Genomic DNA, 21,721 nt, shown 5'->3' with positions numbered 1-21,721 from the left:
GCGTCTATTGGGCAGCACGATTTTTGGTACTATCCCCTAGGGTTAAGGCATTACAACTCAATTACTTAGGCTATCTATGAAACATAAAATGTCCCAAGACACCGCGGCGACAATAGACACAATCAATTCTGTAGATGATCTGGCTAAACAAGCAAACTACTCATTTATGGACACGCTAAACCGCGATCCTGACGCCAAAGAAAATGGCATAGACTATGCTCCGCGCCAAGTATTTTCCGGGCACTATGTTACCGTCAAACCAACGCCTATCGAAAACCCCGAATACGTTACGCATAGCAGCATGTTATTTGCCGATTTGGGGTTTGCTGACAGCATGGCGCAAGCCCCAGACTTTATAAATATATTTTCCGGCGATCTGTCTAATGTTCCTGCGCCAATGAGTAAGCTGGGGTGGGCATGTGGCTATGCGCTGTCTATTTTTGGCACTGAATACATCCAACAATGCCCATTCAAAACCGGCAACGGCTACGGTGATGGTCGCGCTATGGCAGTATTTGAAGCTGTCATCAATGGTCAACGCTTGGAAATGCAACTTAAAGGTGGCGGTCGTACGCCTTATTGTCGCGGAGCAGACGGTCGTGCTGTGTTGCGTTCCAGCGTACGTGAGTTTTTAGCCCAGGAGCACATGCATGCGCTTGGTGTGCCAACATCCCGTTCGCTAAGCTTGTATGTGTCCAAAACCGAGACTGTCATGCGTCCTTGGTACTCTGAAGGATCGCGCTCGCAAGACCCTGACCGAATGATCACCGAGGCGGTGGCGATTTCAACGCGTGTTGCATCATCTTTTATTCGGGTCGGTCAACTCGAACTTTTCGGACGCCGCGCGCGTAAACAAGAACATCCACACGCAATGGCTGAGCTTGAACAGCTGGTATTTCACTTAATCAGTCGAGAATACCCTGATGTAATCGACTCGCAACTGAGCATCAGCGATAAAGTACTATTACTGGCGCGCGAGTTTCGCAACCGACTGACCTCATTGGTGGCAAACTGGATCCGCGTGGGTTATTGCCAAGGCAACTTTAATAGCGACAATTGCGCCGCAGGAGGTTTCACTCTCGACTACGGTCCGTTTGGATTTTGCGATGTATTTGATCCCCAATTTCAACCCTGGACAGGTGGAGGTCAGCACTTTGCATTTTTCAATCAAGGTGCAGCAGCAGAGCGTAATTTTTTGATGTTTTGCACCGCATTAAGCCCATTGATCGCGACTAAAGCGGATGAACTGAACCAACTTCAACAGTTAGTTAATGGCTTTTCAACCGAGATGCAAACAAAAATGGAGCAGATGTGGGCTGCAAAACTGGGGCTAGATACATTCCATAAGGCGTTATTTAATGAGCTTGAAACTCTGATGATACAAACGCCCGTTGATTACACCCTGTTCTTCCGCGAGCTTTCAGCGCTGCCTGTGGATATTAACCCACTGAAAAAAAGTTTCTATCAAGACCTAGAGCACGCTCCCCAAGGGCTTGAGCAACGATGGACCGCTTGGTTAGCCCTTTGGCATTCATTACTAGATTGTTCAGTTCACCTTGATACTGATGTGAGTACAGATAAACGCGCTGATGCAAACACCCTAGTCAAACCACACCCGTCACGCACCCGTGAGCAAATATCTCAGCAAATGAAACTCGTCAACCCCAAATACAGTTTGCGTGAATGGTTATTAGTCCCAGCATACACCCAAGCCAGTGAGGGTAATTATGCGCTGGTACGAGAACTTCAGGCTGTGATGACACACCCTTATGAAGAACAATCTACCCAAGTTGACAATCAGTTTTATCGACTCAAGGCATCAGAGTTTTTTGACATCGGCGGTTTGTCACACTTAAGCTGCTCATCGTGAAGCTAAGGCTACATTTGATATTAGCAATCAGCGTTGAATACGTATGTAATTCTTTGCGGTAAAATCACAAAGCGTCATATATTGCTTGTTGAAAAAAGAATAAACAACAAGGATTTTGTATGGCGCTCGCTTTTTTATCCGGCTCAACGAAATGTAGCCGCTCAGTTCATTCAATGGGTTCAATGCGCTCAGCGGTAACTATGCCACCTGCTGAGATAGCAAATGATAAACACCTTATCCGTAGCATTATGAGCTTATCTTGCACACTGGCATTGTTCAGCTTGACCATACCCAACATTGTGCAAGCTGAAACGATCAATGTAGTTTCCCCTGACAAACACATTGTCGTCAGTTTGACTGATGATAATGGCCGCCCTGAATACCAAGTCCATTTTAACGGTAAAGTCGTGGTTAATCCGAGTAAACTGGGTCTGGTATTCCAGCAGTTGGGTGAGTTTGGTGTCGACTTCACCATTAAAGACGTTAAAAGTAACAGCGTTGATCAAACCTGGCAGCAACCTTGGGGAGAGCGTGAAAATGTACGCGACCATTACAACCGTATTATCGCCACATTCAGTAATGGAAAAGTCGACTTTGATATCGAATTTAAAGCATTTAACGACGGTATCGGTTTTCGCTACACAGTACCCAAGCAAGCTGGATTAGCAAACACACCCAAACTGGATATTACTGACGAACTAACCGAATTTGCCATACCAAACCCTCAACAGACTACCGCATGGTGGATCCCCGGTCGCGGTTGGAACCGTTACGAATACCTGTATCAAACCACATCGCTAAATAACATTGACCGAGCTCATACGCCAATGACATTTAAAACGGTCGATGGCGTGCATTTAAGCATCCATGAAGCTGCCCTCACCGACTATGCCGCCATGGTTTTAGATCAACGCCGTGATGGTATTTTACGCGCTGATCTTACGCCCTGGTCTGATGGTATTCGTGTTAAAACTCAACCAGGGTTTAATACCCCCTGGCGCACAATACAAATCAGTGACAATGCCATCGGTTTATTAAATTCAGATTTAATTTTAAACCTCAATGAGCCGAACAAACTTGGTGATGTTTCCTGGGTTCAACCTGGCAAATACATAGGTATTTGGTGGGCAATGCATGTAAATGAAAAAACATGGGGCAGCGGAGCTAAACACGGAGCCACCACAGAAGAAACCAAACGCTATATGGACTTTGCCGCCCAATATGGTTTTGATGGTGTACTGGTTGAAGGTTGGAATGAAGGCTGGGATGGCAGTTGGTTTCATAACGGCGATGTGTTCAGTTTCACCCAGCCATATGATGACTTTGATCTTCAGGCTATTAGCCAATACGGTTTAGCTAAAAATGTGCGTTTGATAGGTCATCATGAAACCTCAGGTTCGGTGACAAATTACCGCAAACAAATGTCTGCCGCTTACGATTTGTATCAACAACATGGCGTCACCCAGATCAAAACCGGTTATGTGGCTGATGGCGGTGACATCAAACGTGTCGACAATGATGGCATCACTCGCCATGAATGGCATGATGGACAGTTTATGGTTAATGAATATCTACATAGCGTTACCGAAGCCGCTAAACGCGGGATCAGTATTAATACCCATGAACCCATCAAAGATACTGGTCTGCGCCGTACTTACCCAAACTGGATCGCCCGCGAAGGTGCCAGAGGCCAAGAGTTCAACGCCTGGGGCACCCCACCTAATAATCCTGAACACACTGCAATTTTACCTTACACCCGCATGTTATCAGGCCCTATGGACTTTACCCCGGGGATATTCAATTTAGCCCCTGAGGGACTAAATGCAGTTAATCGTGTCCAAACGACACTGATGAAGCAATTAGCCTTGTATGTAGTGTTATATAGCCCTATCCAAATGGCCGCTGATTTACCCCGTAACTATGTCGAGCGTTTAGATGCATTTCAATTCATTTTAGATGTGCCAACAGACTGGAGTGAATCAAAAGCACTTGCGGGTGAAGTGGGCGAATATGTCGTGTTTGCACGTAAATCACGTAAAAACGATGATTGGTTTTTAGGCGGGTTAACCGATGAAAAACCACGAAGTATCAATATTAGCCTAGATTTTCTTGCCCCTAAGACAAAATACTTGGCACAAATATACCGTGATGGTGACCAAGCAAATTGGTTAACTCATCCCTATGATTATGTTATTGAGCAAAAAACAGTTACTGCAAATGATAAACTAACCTTAACAATGGCCAGCAGTGGCGGCACAGCAATTAGATTTAAAATCATTAAATAACAATTTGTTATATTTAAAATGCATTTTGTTCTAGCACAAAAAAGTGTAACCAAAATGTATCGAATAAGTTGTTTAAGATAGATGAATACGTATGTATTCAGTTGTGCAAAACAAGAGCTCGAGGCTACTATAAAACCAGCTTATTTCACCCTGTGCTTGTGCAGATGAAGAAGGCTAGGTCGTTTCTGATACCGAACAGGCCATGGGAAGTATCAGCTTTGGAGTACCTCGATTAACTTTATTGGGTGTTTTGTTTACCGAATAAAGATATTAGGTCTTTGGCGAATACCCGTCTTAGGGAGATGTGTATTCGCCATTTTTTTACCTTACGAGTTAGCAAGGGTAAGCCATAAATTTACCCATATAAAGGAAGAAGCATGTCGGCAAATAATCAAAACAATCAAACGCTGAGCCCCATACCTAATACCCAACCACAACTTAATTTTTGGCAAATATTTAATATGTGTTTTGGATTCTTAGGGATCCAGTTCGGTTTCGCCCTGCAAAATGCCAATGTCAGCCGAATATTTCAAACGCTGGGCGCTGATATTGAAGCGATCCCTATTTTATGGATAGCGGCGCCGCTAACGGGGTTAATAGTACAGCCTATCATTGGCTATTTAAGTGATAACACCTGGAACGTGTTAGGTCGTCGCCGTCCCTACTTTCTCATTGGCGCAGTGTTAACTACCCTGTCTTTATTTGTAATGCCGCACTCGCCTACCCTTTGGATAGCCGCGGGTATGCTGTGGATTATGGATGCGTCAATCAACATTGCAATGGAACCTTTTCGTGCCTTTGTTGGCGATAATTTGCCGCAAAATCAACGCACCCAAGGCTATGCCATGCAAAGCTTTTTCATTGGTATAGGTGCGGTCATCGCCTCAGCGTTACCTTATATACTCACCAACTACTTTGATGTGACTAACACAGCGCCAGCTGGCGAAATCGCCGATTCAGTCCGTTATGCATTTTATTTTGGTGGGGCGGTACTGTTTTTGTCCGTTGGCTGGACCGTGATTTCAACCAAGGAGTATTCACCTCAAGAGCTGGCACATTTTCATCAACAGGAGTCAGCACAACAACACTTACAACCTGCTAACACACGTACTGTCAATCAATACCGCAATGGCGCATTTGTGTGGATGGCTATCGGTGCAATATTTACAGCAGCAATTATCGTTAACGACTTAGATAAACAACTGTATATTTTAAGCTTAGGCATTTTTTCCTTTGGTCCATTACAACTAATTTGCTCAATTAAGCTTGCTAATAAGCTGCAACAACCCCGCAGTAGCCTTGGTTTGGTGTTCAATGTGGTAGATGATTTATTTCACATGCCTAAAGCCATGCGTCAATTAGCTGTGGTGCAATTTTTTGCTTGGTTTGCATTATTTGCCATGTGGATATATACCACAGCTGCGGTAACGGCTCACCATTATGGTACGACCGATGTGGTCAGCCAAGCATACAATGATGGTGCCGATTGGGTGGGTATGTTATTCGCCTCATATAATGGCTTTGCAGCAATTGCAGCAATCATTATCCCATTTTTAGCCAAAGCGGTTGGCATTAAGCTTACCCATACCATCAACATGTTTCTTGGTGGTATCGGCTTGATCAGTTTCTACTTTATTCAAGACCCAACACAGTTATGGATCCCAATGATTGGCGTTGGTTTTGCCTGGGCATCTATTTTGTCAGTGCCTTACGCCATGTTATCTGGGGTGTTACCACCGCAAAAAATGGGCGTTTACATGGGAATATTTAACTTTTTCATCGTGATCCCTCAACTACTGGCCGCCAGCATTCTTGGACTGTTATTGAAGTTATTCTTTGATGGTCAGCCGATTTACGCCGTGGTATTAGGCGGCATATTTATGATGGTTTCAGGTATCGCGGTGTTATTTGTTGATCAAAACAAACACACCCAATAACACATTTTCAATTGATATTTTAATAACATAAACAATAAAAATTTGGGGTTTTTCATGTTAAAGGCGTCTTCTGTTATCAAAAAATCGGCATTAACCAGTGCCATCACCATTGGGTTACTTGGATTATCCGCCTGCTCAGATATTCAATCGGCTAACGACGTTACGCTTGCTACAACAGCGGTAAATTCTGTCGCCCCTGGTGCACCTGGAGTTGACCCTGTGTGGGCATTTTCTGGTAAAACCGGTATCGGCACCTCGTATGAGCCCTACACTGATGGACAATATCAAGGCACACAAGCTAACCCAATCAGCAAAGTATGGTTTTCTGTCGCACAAGGCATTTTAACTGAAACCATGTATGGCATGATCCACAATGCACAGTTAAAAGAGTTGCAATTTGTGATTGTGGGTAATGGATTTATTGACACTGAAAAAGACCATACCAACAGCACTATTGAATATTTACATACCGATGCGCAAGGCCGACCACTGTCTTTAGCTTATAAAATAGTGAATCAAGACAAGGACGGAAAGTACCAGATCGAAAAGCATATTTTTACCGATCCCAACCGTGACAGTTTAATGATGAAAGTGGTATTTACCGCTTTTGAAGATGGGATAACTCCCTACCTTTATGCTAACCCACATATTGATAACAGTGGCGCCAATGACATTGCTCAGGTAGAAGGTAATGCACTATTTGCCCACACCAATGCCGACGATTCATCGGTGTTAACCATCCGCTCAGATGTTGATTTTGTAAAAGCTAGCGCGGGTTTTGTTGGCACATCTGATGGCTTAATTGATTTGGCTGACAACGGTCAATTAGACAATACCTATCAAACCACTGCCGCCGATAAAGCCACTGTAGGGAATGTCGCGTTGACCGCGCAATACCCTCCCCTTAATAGCAACAGCTATACGGTGAACTTCACCTTGGGTTTTGGTGCGGATAAACAAACCAGTTTAGACAATGCCAATACCACCTTAGCATCGGGCTATGACGCGGTATTAAGCGCATACCTTGGTGATGATAAGCATGTTGGTTGGAAAGACTATTTATCCTCACTTGCTCCGCTTACCTCTATGGCTAACAACACCACAGATGGAGGAAAATTACTTTACGCCAGTGCGTTAGTGTTAAAAGCTCAGGAAGATAAAACCCATGCCGGCGCCTTAATTGCGTCACTGTCTAATCCTTGGGGGGACTCGGTTTCTGCCAAGGTGGGTAGCACGGGTTATAAAGCCGTTTGGCCGCGCGATTTTTACCAATGCGCGATGGCATTTTTAGCCATGGGTGATACCCAAACGCCTAAAGTGGCATTTGAATACCTGAAAAAAGTGCAAGTGACAGAGCAAACTCCAGGATATCAAGGCACCCCTGGATGGTTTTTACAAAAAACCCATGTAGATGGTGAAATTGAATGGGTGGGTGTACAGCTTGATCAAACCGCAATGCCTATCATGCTTGGCTGGAAATTATGGCAAGCTGGCGTACTGACCGATGCAGAAGCAACCAAGTGGTATCAGCAGATGCTTAAACCTGCGGCAGATTTTTTAATCACAGGTGGTAAGGTAAAACTGGATTGGAATGAAACTCAAATCAATCCTCCTAGTACTCAGCAAGAACGCTGGGAAGAGCAAGCAGGATATTCACCCTCAACCACAGCAGCTGTAATAGCAGGCTTAGTTGCGGCTAGTGAACTCGCTACCCTTGCAAAAGATCCCAACAGCGCAGTGTACTTAAACGCAGCCCGTAAACTTGAGTCAGAACTATCTACCACTATGGTGACTAATACTGGCGAATTTGCAAAAAATGATAACGGTGAAACCAAGCCATTTTACCTGCGAATTAGTCCAAACGGCACCCCAAATACCGCCGACAAATTACTCGACAACAATGGCAAAACGGGCATAGACCAACGTTTAATTTTAGATGCTGGATTTTTAGAATTAGTTCGCTACGGGGTTAAAAATGCCCAAGATCCTATTATTCAAAACAGTGTCATGTTAGTGGATAACACTGAATTGGAGGATAATTTAAGGATCAAGTATGAATTTACCGCTAAAGATGGCAGTAAAATTCCGGGTTATCGCCGTTATGGTAACGATGGATATGGCGAAGATATTGTTACAGGCTTAAGTTATGCCGAAAAAGGCAATACAGAGCAACAACGTGGACGCGTGTGGCCATTTTTTACTGGTGAGCGGGGGCATTATGAATTAGCACTGGCTAAAGCCTCAGGCAATCTTACTCCAGCCACTAAAAGCCAACTGATCAATACCTATGTACAAGGTATGGAAACTTTTGCCAATCAAGGCTTAATGTTACCAGAACAGTCTTGGGATGGTGTGGGTAACACAACACGTTACCAATACACCCTAGGGCAAGGAACCAACTCAGCCACACCGTTGGCCTGGACCCATGCTGAATATGTAAAATTGGTTCGCTCCATGACCGACGAACAGGTTTGGGACCACTACCCCATTGTTGAGCAAAAACTACAACCTTAGTATTGGCATAAACCATAGCCAAATCCTAAAGGGGTCAACCCTAGACCCGCAATAGATGATAACAAACACCAATACCGTTAATTTATCCAGATTAGCGGTATTTTTTTATCGACTTTGCTTGTTAATTAGTAATGAAATTGATACTACTAGTAGTGCAACTTTGGTCGTAAAGAACCAAATGTTAGCTTAATAAAATCTCAAAAATAGGATATTTAACAATGGAATGGTATGTAAAAGTATTAAAACAATATTTTGTATTCAGTGGACGAGCACGTCGTAAAGAATATTGGATGTTCACTTTATTCAATTTTATTGTGAGCTTTGTATTATCACTCGTTGATATGGGCATAGGCAGTTTTGATGAAGTCACAGGTTTGGGTGCACTGAGTGGTATTTATACCTTATTAGTGCTGATCCCAAGTATTGCGGTTGCAGTGAGACGCTTACACGACACCAATCATTCTGGCTGGTGGTTGTTAATTGGTTTAATCCCTTTACTGGGCGCCTTGTTCTTACTAGTCGTATTCTGTTTTGATAGTAAAGAAGACAATGAATATGGTCCAAACCCTAAAATGTTAACTGATGATGCATTAAACGCGTAGTTTGAGCTCAACCGTCAGTTTATTGTTAAGGTGACACACTCACTTAAGTCAATTAATAGTATCCGTTTTAATGCTTGTTAATGACTGGTGTCAAAGCACAAATATAAAAGCATATTGCATCGATTAAACGTGACAATATGCTTTTTTGCTTCAATTCATGTTCGATACCAAAACTCAATCGTTATCGCTTAATGCTGTTTTCCCAAGCGTGTTTTAGACAGGACAATGATAAAGCTTAATTTTTTAAAATACTGTTTTAAACACTCTTATCAACAAAAATTGGCTTAGAAAATGTCTTTTATAACGCCTTACTTTTCCAACTATTACTAAAGTCCAATCACTTTTATTCGCATAACGGATCCCATACTTCATCGATACCCAGCCTTCAAATACAAAATGCGGTTACTTCACACCTTTTACCCGTTGACTGTGATGATCTATCAAACTCAACTTGCAATTTGTTAATTTTACCCACAACGGCCCTAGATAAATTTACATTCTCGATGACAAAGCAGCCATTTGACTCACACCTTTTATCAAACCTAATATGTTCGTCACCGTGAGAGCCAATTCCATAGCTATCTATCACGATAAATGCAGGCGCTTTTGCTAGAATACAATCAACAACTTCAGTTTTTAGTGAGGTATCCATTGCGCCATAGTCGGGGGTGCCATAACCATTTATCTCAACATTCCCAGTAAAGATTACCAGTGCTTTTCCAGAAATATCTAAGTGTTCAAAATCACTCAATAAAGGCATTCTATCCGTACAGTCGATAACTTGCGCGGCCACTTCATATTTTGCCTGTTCTGGCTCAGACTCATAACAATCAATATGTGTTCCTATATGACCAAAAGCACTTACCGAGTCCGACTGTTTTTTAGCCCACTCATATGCAGGGTGCCCCTCTTCTATCAGCAAGCTAAGTTGTTTTTTGTACATAAAACCTCTACAAAATTGAAACCATTGAAAGCGACTTCGTTGTTCAGCGATGTCAACTGATGCCTAAGCCAATATGAGTGGTGAATTGAATAAAACCAATGACTTACAGATTGGCACCAGACGTTATTGTTCATTTTTAGAACTTATCACCAGCAACATACTGACCATCGACATGTATTTTGATTTTTACGGTAAAAATGGCATAAACAAACACTTCAATAAGGTGCTCAACACCTTCTACTACAATCTTTTTTGCTACCAATGGCGAGTTTTTATTCAGCGACAAATATGAATCATCCTGTACTAATATTTTGCCATCTACAATTAACTTTGCGCCACTTAACCAAGTATTTTCAAACCTGATGTGCGTATTTGCTATTGTTGTTTCTACAACTTTCTTTGGCACAGATATTCCCTCTTTGTGCAATTACACGCTTTGCTAATGGACTGCTGCAGCAAAGCGTAGGCAGTCCCGTTGAGGCCACACATTTTGTGGCCGATACGAAACTTAGCTATTTATCATACATTTTTGCATTTACTTTGTTGATGACTGCCACTTGCTTTTAGGTGCACGTCTTTAACGGAAGGGTTGGCAGTTGCAAGTGCTACATAAACCTCAGCAACCATAACTGGGCCCGCACAATAATCAACGTCTAACGTTACCAGAGAAAACTTTAGCTTTTTCAGCTTGCTTTCTAATTCTGCTGAGCTCAGCTCTTCATCCGAACTGTTGACTGAATAGCTGGTTTCCTTGACAAAAATTGTGACTGACTCATCCGCAAGGGCTTTACCACAACCTAGCAAAAGAAAAACTAACACTAAAATGTAACGCATGAATCCCTCCAAAACCTATACACAAACAACCTGAAGAGACTCGATAATGGACACCGCCATCTGATAGACTCTTTCGGCATTACGCCTTATTATGCATTTAACTGAAAAAGCAATGGTACTGGTTTTCACTGACAACATTCAAAAACTCTTCAAGATATTTGACTGTTGCTACAGGTTCATACGAATGCCATTTCAAATCCGATTTTTGCCAATATACTTTCCACACTTTTTGCGTTTTTACATAAGTCGCTTTCGCAACTGGAACTTCTAATTTTTCAGCAGGATTTCTAAAGCTTGCTCGAATTTCAAATAACACAACACTTTGATTCTCAATTCTATAACCAATATCAAGCTGGTCTCTTACATGAGCAGGTGGCCTATGTTCACCAATAAACTTATCTAACTCTTTCTCACAACGCTTTATTTCAAATTCACTGATTGCCATAATAAATCTCATCTCTATGAATGACGCACTAACGCCTCAATCAGCCTGCGCGTTAGCGATCGACTGGATTGATTCGTTGGCATGTTGTTAAGTTAGCAAGCATATACCCAACCATATAAACCAAACAATTTGTGATACCCCAAATGTTTCATCAGGATAAATCGTTTCAATGCCCGCTATACTAACAAAATATCCAAGATAATTAAGTGACCGCGGCAACCAGCCCGCTTGCCCTATACAAGATACCGTTGCACTACTTCATCCCCAACTGTGATTTCGGACTCAAGCACCCCGCCGCATGCCTTGATTGTGTTGGCGGACGCAGGGTTACCCTTATGGCAATGAATATGAATCGGCTGGACCGCCATTCCCTGAAGCAGATCAATTGAAAGCTTCATCAGTAATTTCCCATAACCTTTTCCTCGGGACGACGGCCTTATTCCCAAACCAATATGCCCACCGCAATATGCGATAGCATCATTTAGGCAGTGGCGGATGTTGGTAACACCAACTATCTCCTCCCCTTTTATTAGCCACAATGTCGAGCTCTGGACATAGCCCTCAGGTATGTTCTGACCCAAGGAAAAGTCATTGAGTCTGCTAATTAGCGCCTCGAAGTTTGAGTGTTCAAAATCTAAAGGAAAGGGATAAAGCTCTTCATGTCCAAGCTCCGCTATGTATTGTCTATAGCTATATTCATATCGAATTGACGGTACTACTAATTTCAATGTTCACTCCATGACTCTTTGAGACCTAGCAAGCCGCATTCTTTATTTATAAAAACACAATGATTGACTGCTAACTGACAGACGAAGTAGATGAATTTGTTGATTGACTATGTTTTTACTTTGGATTCAAATTTATCCATGTATTTGTTTGTAACTTTCCCCGTTGTAGCCCATAAGATTAAGCCACCCCTTTTAAAAGAGCGAAAGTCGCATTCAAATAGCACACTTTGGTCTACAAAATAAGAACAAAAATGCCGCTATCAATAAGCGGCATTTTTCACACATTGTTTAAAACATTAATTTACAACTTCAAGTTGATTAGCCTTATTGCACTGTTGCTTCGGCAGAACCTGAGTAAGTCGTACTTAGATCGTCACCCACAGCATAACTTTCGAAGTCCTCAGATAGAACCGCCGTATCTGTTGCATCATCAATCACGATGTCATCAGCTAATAACTCTTTTGCTGACTCTTTCGAAGAGCTACCAATACGAATTTGATAGGTTTGTGTTGCTGTACCCGTATTAATGGCAACATAAGGGCCGTAGAACGTTGTGCCACCATCAATTGACACAGAATAACCTGTTGCAGTCCATTCAAGCACTACATCAATATCAGTATCATCTGTATAGGTTAAGCCATCAATGGTTTGTTGCTGTTTGTCGGCATCACGATACTTAACAGCACCATCATTTTTAATGATAATTTCACCCGTTAAGTTACCTGAAGAAGCAGAGCCTCCGTAAACACTAATATAAGTATCATTATCTTCACTAACACCTTCTGTAGCAGTGAAGCCAGAAATTGCTTGTCGCTTAATGGTTGCAGAAATAGAACCTTCAGCAAGTGGGTCCGTTGTTAAGCGTAATTCAGCATCAGCGTCTATTGTTGTATCAGCCATTCTGGCAACTTTATTTACACTACTTCCCGCTATGGTCTTAACGGTTGCTTCAGCAGAGCTTGAGTAAGTCGTGCTTAAATCTTCACCATCAGCAAATATCTCGAAGTCTTCAGACAGAACTGCCGAACCTGTATCATCAGCAATGACGATGTCATCAGCTAATAATTCTTTTGCTGATACTTTCGAAGAGCTACCAATACGGATTTGATAGGTTTGTGTTGCTGTACCCGTATTAATGGCAACATAAGGGCCGTAGAACGTTGTGCCACCATCAATTGACACAGAATAACCTGTTGCAGTCCATTCAAGCACTACATCAATATCAGTATCATCTGTATACGTTAAGCCATCAATGATTTGCTGATCTTTATTTGCATCACGGTATTTAACAGTACCATCATTAGTAAAGACAATTTCGCCCGTTAAGTTACCTGAAGAAGCGGAGCCTCCGTAAACACTAATATAAGCAGTATTATCTTCAGAAACACCATCTGTAGCAGTAAAGCCAGCAATTGCTTGTAGCTTAAGGGTTGTAGAAATAGAGCCTTCAGCAAGTGGGTCCGTTGTTAAACGTAATTCACCATCAGCGTCTGTTGTTGTATCTACAATTCTGGCAACATTATTATCTCCAGTAGCAACAACAACTGTACCAGTGATTGTGATTGCTAATTCAGCAGTAGTGCCATCAAAAGATTCAATAGTAAATGTATCGATTTCACTTTCACCCACAACAAGTGCAGCAATAGTTGGATCAGTAGTATTAAGGGTATAAGTCCATGAGCCATCATTTAAAATTACTAATGTACCGTATGTACCCATTAAGGTTTTCTGAACAATAAAAGCTTCGCCATCATCTGGGTCAAGTACACTTACAGCACCTGTTGCCGTTGCCTCATCACTTGCAATTCTTCCAGTTAAATCAAAGAATACAGCTGGCGTAGGTTCTACTGTGCCATCGCCAGCATCAAATACAGACACTTCAGCGTAAATAGCTAAGCCATACTTGCTGCCTATACCATCTAAAGTTTCGCCTGCAGCATAACTTTCAAAGTCATCTGAAAATACACTTGTAGTGCCAGCGGTATCAGAAAACACCTCAATGTTATCAACATAAAAAGAACCAAAAGGAATCGTTCTATCATTATCACCGAGTCTAAATTGGATAGCTTTCACACCATCAGCAAACCACTGGTCTAAGCCTGTATAATCAGAGTCAACAACCGCTGCAGTAGAGAAAGAACCGCCACCAATCACTTCACCATCAATAGTCACGGTAATTTGTTCTGTTGCGTCTAAGTCCCATGTGATTTCTACATCATAAAACTGGTCTTCAACAAATGGTGCAGTGATTATATTGCCAGGGTAAGCGTCACTGTCAGTATTTCGAACAAAGAAACGAGGGGCTATTGTAGTTTCAGAACCGTCTTCGTTAAGTGTAGATTGCTCGCCTTGAATACGTAAATCTATTAACGATTCACTAGAACTACCAGAAGAACCATAAAGCGTAATATAAGCATCTTTAATATTTCCATCACTACCAAGAGTAACTTCTTTAGATAAAGAGGCACTTAGTTTACCTTGACGAAGGTTATCAACGGTAAATCTAATCTCACCCGTATCGCCGCCTGTATCGCTTATTTTTACAACCTGTGTAAGCGAAGCAACACGAATATTAATTTTAGCAGTGGTACCATCAATAGAAGCGATAGTGATTGAATCACTTACAGAGTTACCTAATTCAAGGCTAGCCAGAGTTTCGTTTGCAGTATTAACTGTATACGACCAGCTACCATTAGCGCTGATACTAAATGTACCATAATCAAGTGCTACATCAGTTTGCGCAACAAAAGCATCTTCTTCAAAGTTTGGATCAATAATGGTTAATGAACCAGTTAATGGAACCGTAGCAGTATGTTGAACAGTACCACCCAATTCTCCTTCGATGATTGCAGCAACAGGGTCATTGTTATAACCCACAGCCGCACCAATGACGTCAAGTAACGCTTCATCAACTGAATCAGCAACTTGTGAAGTAGTTTGCAAATTAATTTGTGCTGTCTCAAGTATAACTAAAGACTCTTCAGAAAAAGAACCATCAGCGACGTCACTAGCAAGATCTTGCATAACGGTAGATAAATCTGCGTCTGCGTTGTCTGCATCAACTTGTGAAAGTAGCGCTAGCACAGAACCATATCTATCAGCATCTTCAGCACCATCAGCACCAAGAGCAACAGTACCAACTAAAGTAGGAAGCACTTCTGTTGTATCAAAACGAATACCAAAACGAGCATTAATTATTTCAGCTTCGTCAGCAAACTGGTTTAAATCACTACCTGCGTTTTGAACGGCCATTTCGGTTAAGGGAGAAACAACATAGGTAGGTGGCGGTAGTAATATTACCTCACCCATGTCATCTAAAACGGGATTCCCATCTTCATCAGTCTGAACAATATTTTCAACTACATTCACTACCGATCTTAGTTGAGGAGCATCTAAGGTTAAACCTGTTGATTCGTCCGTATAAGTACCGCCAGTACATGCAATTAAACCCGCACCTTCGAAATGTACATTGCTAAATGTAACGCCACCTGAAGTGTTAGAGGTTGCAGTGCCTTGCGCAGGAAGAACCGCAGCACCAGTATCATCAACTTCAAATATGTCACAAGTTGCACCATCAATTGGGCCCTTAATAATGCTAGCAGAAACATTTAAGGTTGGGTTGATAACAGGTGTAGATGCACCAACACCTTCGGTAAAACCTGCCTCATCAGTATAATTAGCAGAAACAGAAATGACTGAACCTTCATCAGCTTCAGTAATTGTGTATGATGTACCAATAGCACCTGTTGACCATACGTAAGTCAGTGTGTCAGCTATAATTCCGTCAGCATCAGTAGCCGTTGCTGAAAGAGTAGCACCAGCGATAAATTCGCTTCCGTTTATTGCTATGCTCCCGCGAGTATTACCATCTAGTTCAGCACCGTCATCACCGCCACAACCGAATAGGCCTGTCGCAATGATGAGCGGTATAAGGGATTTATTATTCATTTTTAGGACTCCAAAAAGATTCTTTTTCCAAATTTAGCTTGTTTTATTTAAGTACTAGGCTTGGCTAGTACTTAAAGCTGACACCTGCGAACAGGCGAGGACCGTAATCACTTACTTGACCCAAGTTACCTTGAGTATAGAAGTCATCACTGCGAGGCTCACTGAACAAGTTAATTGCTTCAACTTTAATACGAATGTATTGATTGATTTTGTAAGCAGCACGAGCTTCCCAAATACCAGCCTCATCAACATAACGCAGTCTTGTGGGGTTAGTAGTGTATGGTTGGAAGTATTCACTACGATACTTGTAGATAAGAGCAGCATCAAAATCACCTATTTGGTAGTAAAGCTGTCCATTGAATACATGCTCAGAAAATCCAGGAACTGAGGCAGGAGGTACAATACCTACGGTCTCCTGAGTAGCAACACCATCTAAACCAGTAGTAAAGGTGTTACCGTAGTTACTATCTTCAAACTCATAGCTTGTATCAGCATAGTTATAACCAAACTTCACACCAATACCCAAATCCCAACGATACGAGAATGACGCTTCAAAACCATAAAGGTCACTACTTTCGTCAGTAGTGACTGAATTAGTAATAGGTAAAGAAACTTCCACACCGTCAATGATAAAATTCTCTAACTGTGTTTGCTGTTGGAAACCGCCATTGAATTGCTTGTAGTAAACACCTAACGCTACCATAGAGTCATCGCTTGGATACCATTCAACAGCCGCATCATAGTTCCATGACATTAATGGTTGAAGATCAGGATTACCTGAACCATTAACACCAACCAACAAGTCTTCAACTGATTGTGGGTCATCCGAGTCATCGGTTACGAATGTGCGGCTATAACCCATATCAGATGGATTAGCACGTGACATACCACGGTAAATACCGGCCCTTAGGAGAATATCGTCATCATAATCAACGACTAAGTTAAAGCTTGGTAGTACTTCAGTGTAATCACCACCACCAACAATCTTTTCAATATTACCGTTTCCTACTAATTCGACGATACCTGTCGCCGGATCAGTGACAACGTCGAAACCTTCTCTAAAGCCAATAGAGGTAACGTCAGAATTCACTACACGAACACCAAAGTTACCACGAATAAATTTACCAAACATTTCAGTGTCGTAATTAAGCATGGCGTAAGCAGAGGTAGTTTGTTCTGTTACGTCAATAGTACCCGCATTCTCGTATGTAACCTCTGGGTATGCGAATTCGCCGCCTTGTGATGCTACTACTGCTTGAGAGAAACACTCGTTATTGTAAGTTGCCCACGAAGCGCCTGTACCGCTTTCTATCACATTGCCTGAACTGTCAACATTGGTGATAATATTACCGTCAGAAACACTAGATAAAAAATCAGTTTCAGGGAAGGCAATTTGACAACCTTCCAGTACGTCGATAGCTGATGTTACTGACCCATCTAAATTAAATTCAGTTCTTGAGCCATTACCGTTAGTGCCGCCATATTGAACAAACGTTAGCTCAGAAACGCGAACGCCAGCTTGAACGCTACTAAAAATTTCACTGTCTAGAATATAATCAATATCAACGCGTGCACCCATAGTTTCGTTGTCGCGGACATTTTCTCTGTCGATACGAGTACGAAGGCTATCAGTAAAATTGGAAATATCAGTCACATCAAAATCAGTAACTGTGAAATGAGGAATATATTCACCTAAATCCCAAGATAAGAAAGGACGAGAGCTCGTTCTTCCTCGGTTTGTTATTTGTAGTTCTTCACGGCTGGTTTTAGAATAGCCAAGGTCAACACTAATCTTTAGATCATCAGAGAAAAAATGTTCAACGTTCAAGCCATATCCACGATAGTTTTCTTCACGCGAATATTGCTCGCCAGCAGATTCGATGTATTCTTCACCTTCCCAATGTAGAATACCGCCAACATCGTTTGTGATCAGATTTTGTCCCGTTACACCCGGTGTAACGCGCTTTTGTAAGAAAATTAAATCGTGACGCGCTTCTGCTTGGGTACGATCTGAAATTTGCGCGTCAAAATTGATATCCCATTTACTTGAGGGTTGGTATTGTAGAGCAAAGAATAAAGCGTCTCTTTCATCAGATGTTTCATTTTGACGGAAGCTTCGGCTTGAGCCAGTCCATGCGTATTCTCTGCCATCATCTACTGCAAGACCTGTTTTTGGATCAATCTTATTATTATAACCCGCGTTACTCGAACCATTCACGCCATCTTCACAATCGCCCGCTGAGCTTCGGAAAAAACCGGTATTGGTATCGGTTGGATCATTCAAACATGCCCACAAAGATGAATCCGTTGGGCTTGAGCTTCTATATTCAGCTTCTGGCTGGCTAATATCTTGACGTTGAAAACCTACGCTCACACCTATAGCTTGATCGTTACTAAACTCAAATTGATCAACATAACTTAGTGTTCCACGGTAGCCCAAATCACCTTGAAGTGAATTGTCAACGTTTGCTTGGTCTGGGTTGTAGTTACCTTTTACTTCAGCCTGAAAACGTTGATTACCAAAATCTAAAGGCTTAAGTGTCTCCAGGGTAATAACACCGGCAACCCCACCTTCAATCATGGAAGCGTCTTGTGTTTTATAAATAGCTACTTTCTGCATCAACTCTGATGGGAACTGAGAAAAGTTAACTGAACGGTCACCACTACCATTAGTCGCTTCACGGCCATTGATGTTAGTGGCACTTAAGAATGGGCCTAAACCACGAATACTGATTTCAGTAGCACCACCATTTTCACGGTGAGATGATGCACCCGTTAATGTTTCTAGCGCCTCACCAATTGAAAGTGCAGGTAAATCACCAATATCTGAAGCAGATAAACCGTCAACAACCGTGGTAGATTCACGCTTTATTGCAATTTGTTCTTGAATTGTTCTACGTGTACCAACAATTGCAACAACCTCGATATCATTCTCAACTTTATCTAGATTTTCAGTTTCGGGTTCTTGTGCTATTGCCGAAAATGCAAAAGAACTGGTTACAGAAGTAAATACAGCAAGCTTCATCAATTTTGCTATAGGTGAAAGCTTGAACTTCCCTATTTTATGGATGGGTTTTGTTTTTTTACTTATTTTCGTCGACATACCTTACTTCCCCTTAGTATTTTAATAAGCTTGTGAATGCCATTTATTGATATATTGATTATTGCAAGCAGGTTACTGCCATTAAATTCTTATTTTTATTATTGCAAGCAGGTTACTGCCATTAAATTCTTATATTTAAATTAGAGTTATATTAATTTCAACAGACGAAACCCAAACAAAAGTTTTAACCTATTAATTTAAATAAAATATAACCAATAATTGTAGTTATGAGTTACGAGTTACGAATTTTAAATTAATGTGTTAGCTGCGCTAAAATTTATACCCTTTATGCATGTTATGGATATGATAGAAAGTGGCTTGCACATAATCACCATCAGCGCCGTCATTGTTTTGATTATAAACACCCGCTTTAAAGTACATATACTGGTTACTAGCACTATAACCACTATCTTTCATATCGTAGTACTTAGTAATATTAGGCTTACCTTCCCTGATTATAGTGACGAACAACACTTCATCTTCGACGGAAATTTTATAAGAGAATTTTTCGTTTAAGGCGATTCCGTCATCAGGGTCTGACAAAGTATGTGAACGTGAGCCAATCATATTTATCCAAATATCATCACCATCATTTATTTCATGGGCAAAATAAATAGCCCCTTTCGAGTTGGCTGGTAATTTTCGGTAATATAAACGAATAGGTTCGTCATCCGTCGCGTGAATTTGCCCGATGACCACGCGTCCAACCTTTTTTTTATCACCTGTGGTAGATACTCGGTTTATTGCCAAAGTCCCTTCCAAACTGCCTTCAACACCCCCAGACTTAGCTTTCGCCGAACCATGCGCATTGCTGAAAACCCAGTTGTTTTTAGTCAGGCCACGAGTTTTAATTCGAACATTACCTCTACGGAGCATTTCGCGTAGTTCGGTTCTCGCATATTTTGTATTTTTTGAAGTCTTGGCACCTACGTTCGGGCAAGCGAATACCAAGCCACCATCATCTGCTGTATAAAAAAATGGCTTTAAGTCAAAGCCTTTACTTAATGATTTCTCATAGACGGTATCAGCTTTTTTATCTTTGTTGAGATCGGTTGGCAACGTTAACGACCAATCGAGTAAGTCAAAATTTTCACCTGGCTTTTTAAGCGGATCGAGTTTTGACAAATCCCCCAGTAAAACACCTTCAGCAAGACTAGCGTGTGACTTAGGAATAAGCGTATTCTCCTCAATTTCCTGAGCATTGAGTGATGCGCTAAAAACAGCTAAAGCAAAAACTAGCACAGCGAAAACGTAACAGATTTTCTTTTGAAGATGTCGGTAAGATTTATATGTGTTGATATTGGAATCCTTTATAATTTACGATCTCTTTGTTGAATATGTTCGTGTATTGTTCGGCTTAACTATTTTCAAAGCTTACTTAAAATACCTATATGCGCAGCATATAGTGGCGCACCTACACATGAACTTAACTAACCCTGAAAAACGTAATAAAAATAGGTAAGACTTTGCTTCTATTAACACCAAAAATTATCTAATTTCGTTGTAAAAAGAAGCAGAACTCTTTGTTGTATATGATCAAATAGCTATGATTAATTGTTACGCACAGAATCACACACAACCCACCTACATATTTAACAACCTGCTCACACCTGTAACCCTGTGTTAAACAAAATATAACCACCACAACACATCATTGTCAACCGAAAATAGTGTCGCAAGCATTACCAAAAAACCAAAATTGGTAGTAACAAGGATGTAAAAAAGACTAACGCATTGGCTTTATACATTTTTATATAATTAAAAAAATAGAATAAACAATAACTTATGTAAAAATCGAGCTGTTATTGTTGAATGGTTTTTATATTCACTACCAATGGATATCAGAACATTACCAAATAACAGAACAAAGTCAGTCAGTGACTCAGTTGTATCCTAAATTTGCAATTGGTTATTACCAGTTTTTATATTGGTATTACCTATATAAAATGTGATGAGATTACAGTTCAGAACTAATATGCAGATTATAAGCTGTACGATAATTCGTATTGATTGTGATTTATCATTAATGATCTTGTTGAACGAAGCTGCGCTGTCAGCCGCATTAGTGCTTATTTCGATGCATTTCCTGATAACCTTTCAACCGATGATTTGAAGCGCTAATTTGCCAGTTTGATTGCCTTACATTCGTGGAGCACCGTGATATCGATGGCCAAGTGAGCTTTGCCTATCTTGAAAACCAGGGGCAAAATAGCCAAACCAAAGCCACTGAAATACGTACTTTACCCACTGTCGAATTTCTATGGTTGGTACTACAACATGTGCTGCCGAAAGGCTTACGGCGAGTGAGAGACTCTTAACAATGAGAGTGGATTACTCAGAGGAGGTGCAGCCAAGCTGCGGCAACGAATACGCTTGATGCTAGCCGTAGCTGGCACCGTGTTTGCGCCGCTCGAAAACACCACTAAAACTCAAGCCATACGGCCTTGCCCTTGCTGCCGACAACCGATGATATTTATGGGGGTGCATGCGCGACCGACAAGCTTTTTTAGGC

At 41.4% G+C, this 21,721-nt stretch carries 13 protein-coding genes and 1 pseudogene; 6 read left to right on the top strand and 8 right to left on the bottom strand.

Annotated elements, in window-relative coordinates:
• Window positions 1–76 precede the first annotated feature (76 nt).
• From NE535_RS13850 to NE535_RS13830, 5 genes are all read left to right on the top strand, one after another.
• A complete protein-coding gene (locus NE535_RS13850; protein ID WP_261299212.1) occupies window positions 77–1,870 on the top strand; it encodes a protein adenylyltransferase SelO in 1,794 nt (597 codons plus the stop codon).
• Window positions 1,871–2,118: 248 nt separating this feature from the next.
• Entirely contained in the window at window positions 2,119–4,155 is a 2,037-nt protein-coding gene (locus tag NE535_RS13845; protein WP_261299266.1) for a glycoside hydrolase family 97 protein, read from the top strand.
• Between the two features lie 377 nt (window positions 4,156–4,532).
• Window positions 4,533–6,092 (top strand): MFS transporter, encoded by a 1,560-nt coding sequence (locus NE535_RS13840; RefSeq protein WP_261299211.1) that lies wholly within the window; start codon window positions 4,533–4,535, stop codon window positions 6,090–6,092.
• 54 nt (window positions 6,093–6,146) lie between these two features.
• Window positions 6,147–8,606: a glucan 1,4-alpha-glucosidase gene (locus tag NE535_RS13835; RefSeq protein ID WP_261299210.1), complete on the top strand. Its 2,460-nt coding sequence runs from the start codon at window positions 6,147–6,149 to the stop codon at window positions 8,604–8,606.
• Between the two features lie 218 nt (window positions 8,607–8,824).
• Window positions 8,825–9,208: a DUF805 domain-containing protein gene (locus NE535_RS13830; RefSeq protein ID WP_261299209.1), complete on the top strand. Its 384-nt coding sequence runs from the start codon at window positions 8,825–8,827 to the stop codon at window positions 9,206–9,208.
• A gap of 385 nt (window positions 9,209–9,593) precedes the next feature.
• On the opposite strand, the gene NE535_RS13825 is transcribed toward NE535_RS13830, so the two are convergent.
• From NE535_RS13825 to NE535_RS13790, 8 genes are all read right to left on the bottom strand, one after another.
• A complete protein-coding gene (locus NE535_RS13825) occupies window positions 9,594–10,151 on the bottom strand; it encodes a hypothetical protein (RefSeq protein ID WP_261299208.1) in 558 nt (185 codons plus the stop codon).
• A 136-nt stretch (window positions 10,152–10,287) separates the two neighbouring features.
• Window positions 10,288–10,557, bottom strand: a complete 270-nt coding sequence (locus tag NE535_RS13820) for a hypothetical protein (protein ID WP_261299207.1) — start codon at window positions 10,555–10,557, stop codon at window positions 10,288–10,290.
• Window positions 10,558–10,670: 113 nt separating this feature from the next.
• Window positions 10,671–10,985 (bottom strand): hypothetical protein, encoded by a 315-nt coding sequence (locus tag NE535_RS13815; protein ID WP_261299206.1) that lies wholly within the window; start codon window positions 10,983–10,985, stop codon window positions 10,671–10,673.
• Between the two features lie 97 nt (window positions 10,986–11,082).
• The gene (locus NE535_RS13810) at window positions 11,083–11,430 is read right to left on the bottom strand and encodes a DUF3024 domain-containing protein (protein ID WP_261299205.1); all 348 of its coding nucleotides are present in this window, start codon (window positions 11,428–11,430) and stop codon (window positions 11,083–11,085) included.
• Between the two features lie 233 nt (window positions 11,431–11,663).
• Window positions 11,664–12,158: a GNAT family N-acetyltransferase gene (locus NE535_RS13805; RefSeq protein WP_425347463.1), complete on the bottom strand. Its 495-nt coding sequence runs from the start codon at window positions 12,156–12,158 to the stop codon at window positions 11,664–11,666.
• A 324-nt stretch (window positions 12,159–12,482) separates the two neighbouring features.
• Entirely contained in the window at window positions 12,483–16,106 is a 3,624-nt protein-coding gene (locus tag NE535_RS13800) for a VCBS domain-containing protein (protein ID WP_261299204.1), read from the bottom strand.
• A gap of 64 nt (window positions 16,107–16,170) precedes the next feature.
• Window positions 16,171–19,209: a TonB-dependent receptor gene (locus NE535_RS13795; RefSeq protein ID WP_261299203.1), complete on the bottom strand. Its 3,039-nt coding sequence runs from the start codon at window positions 19,207–19,209 to the stop codon at window positions 16,171–16,173.
• A gap of 270 nt (window positions 19,210–19,479) precedes the next feature.
• Entirely contained in the window at window positions 19,480–20,400 is a 921-nt protein-coding gene (locus tag NE535_RS13790; RefSeq protein ID WP_425347464.1) for a polysaccharide lyase family 7 protein, read from the bottom strand.
• A gap of 977 nt (window positions 20,401–21,377) precedes the next feature.
• Between NE535_RS13790 and NE535_RS13785 the strand changes: the two are divergent.
• A pseudogene (locus NE535_RS13785) lies at window positions 21,378–21,721 on the top strand (transposase); the annotation flags it as partial.

The organism is Shewanella holmiensis, from assembly GCF_025370255.1.
GTDB lineage: Bacteria > Pseudomonadota > Gammaproteobacteria > Enterobacterales > Shewanellaceae > Shewanella > Shewanella holmiensis.
Note: the sequence above shows the minus strand (reverse complement) of the source record. Positions and strands in the feature narration are given on the sequence as shown.

Coding starts and splice junctions, on each gene's coding strand:
- NE535_RS13850 (WP_261299212.1), top strand. CDS start 77: ATGAAACATAAAATGTCCCAAGACACCGCGGCGACAATAGACACAATC.
- NE535_RS13845 (WP_261299266.1), top strand. CDS start 2,119: ATGAGCTTATCTTGCACACTGGCATTGTTCAGCTTGACCATACCCAAC.
- NE535_RS13840 (WP_261299211.1), top strand. CDS start 4,533: ATGTCGGCAAATAATCAAAACAATCAAACGCTGAGCCCCATACCTAAT.
- NE535_RS13835 (WP_261299210.1), top strand. CDS start 6,147: ATGTTAAAGGCGTCTTCTGTTATCAAAAAATCGGCATTAACCAGTGCC.
- NE535_RS13830 (WP_261299209.1), top strand. CDS start 8,825: ATGGAATGGTATGTAAAAGTATTAAAACAATATTTTGTATTCAGTGGA.
- NE535_RS13825 (WP_261299208.1), bottom strand. CDS start 10,151: ATGTACAAAAAACAACTTAGCTTGCTGATAGAAGAGGGGCACCCTGCA.
- NE535_RS13815 (WP_261299206.1), bottom strand. CDS start 10,985: ATGCGTTACATTTTAGTGTTAGTTTTTCTTTTGCTAGGTTGTGGTAAA.
- NE535_RS13810 (WP_261299205.1), bottom strand. CDS start 11,430: ATGGCAATCAGTGAATTTGAAATAAAGCGTTGTGAGAAAGAGTTAGAT.
- NE535_RS13800 (WP_261299204.1), bottom strand. CDS start 16,106: ATGAATAATAAATCCCTTATACCGCTCATCATTGCGACAGGCCTATTC.
- NE535_RS13795 (WP_261299203.1), bottom strand. CDS start 19,209: ATGTCGACGAAAATAAGTAAAAAAACAAAACCCATCCATAAAATAGGG.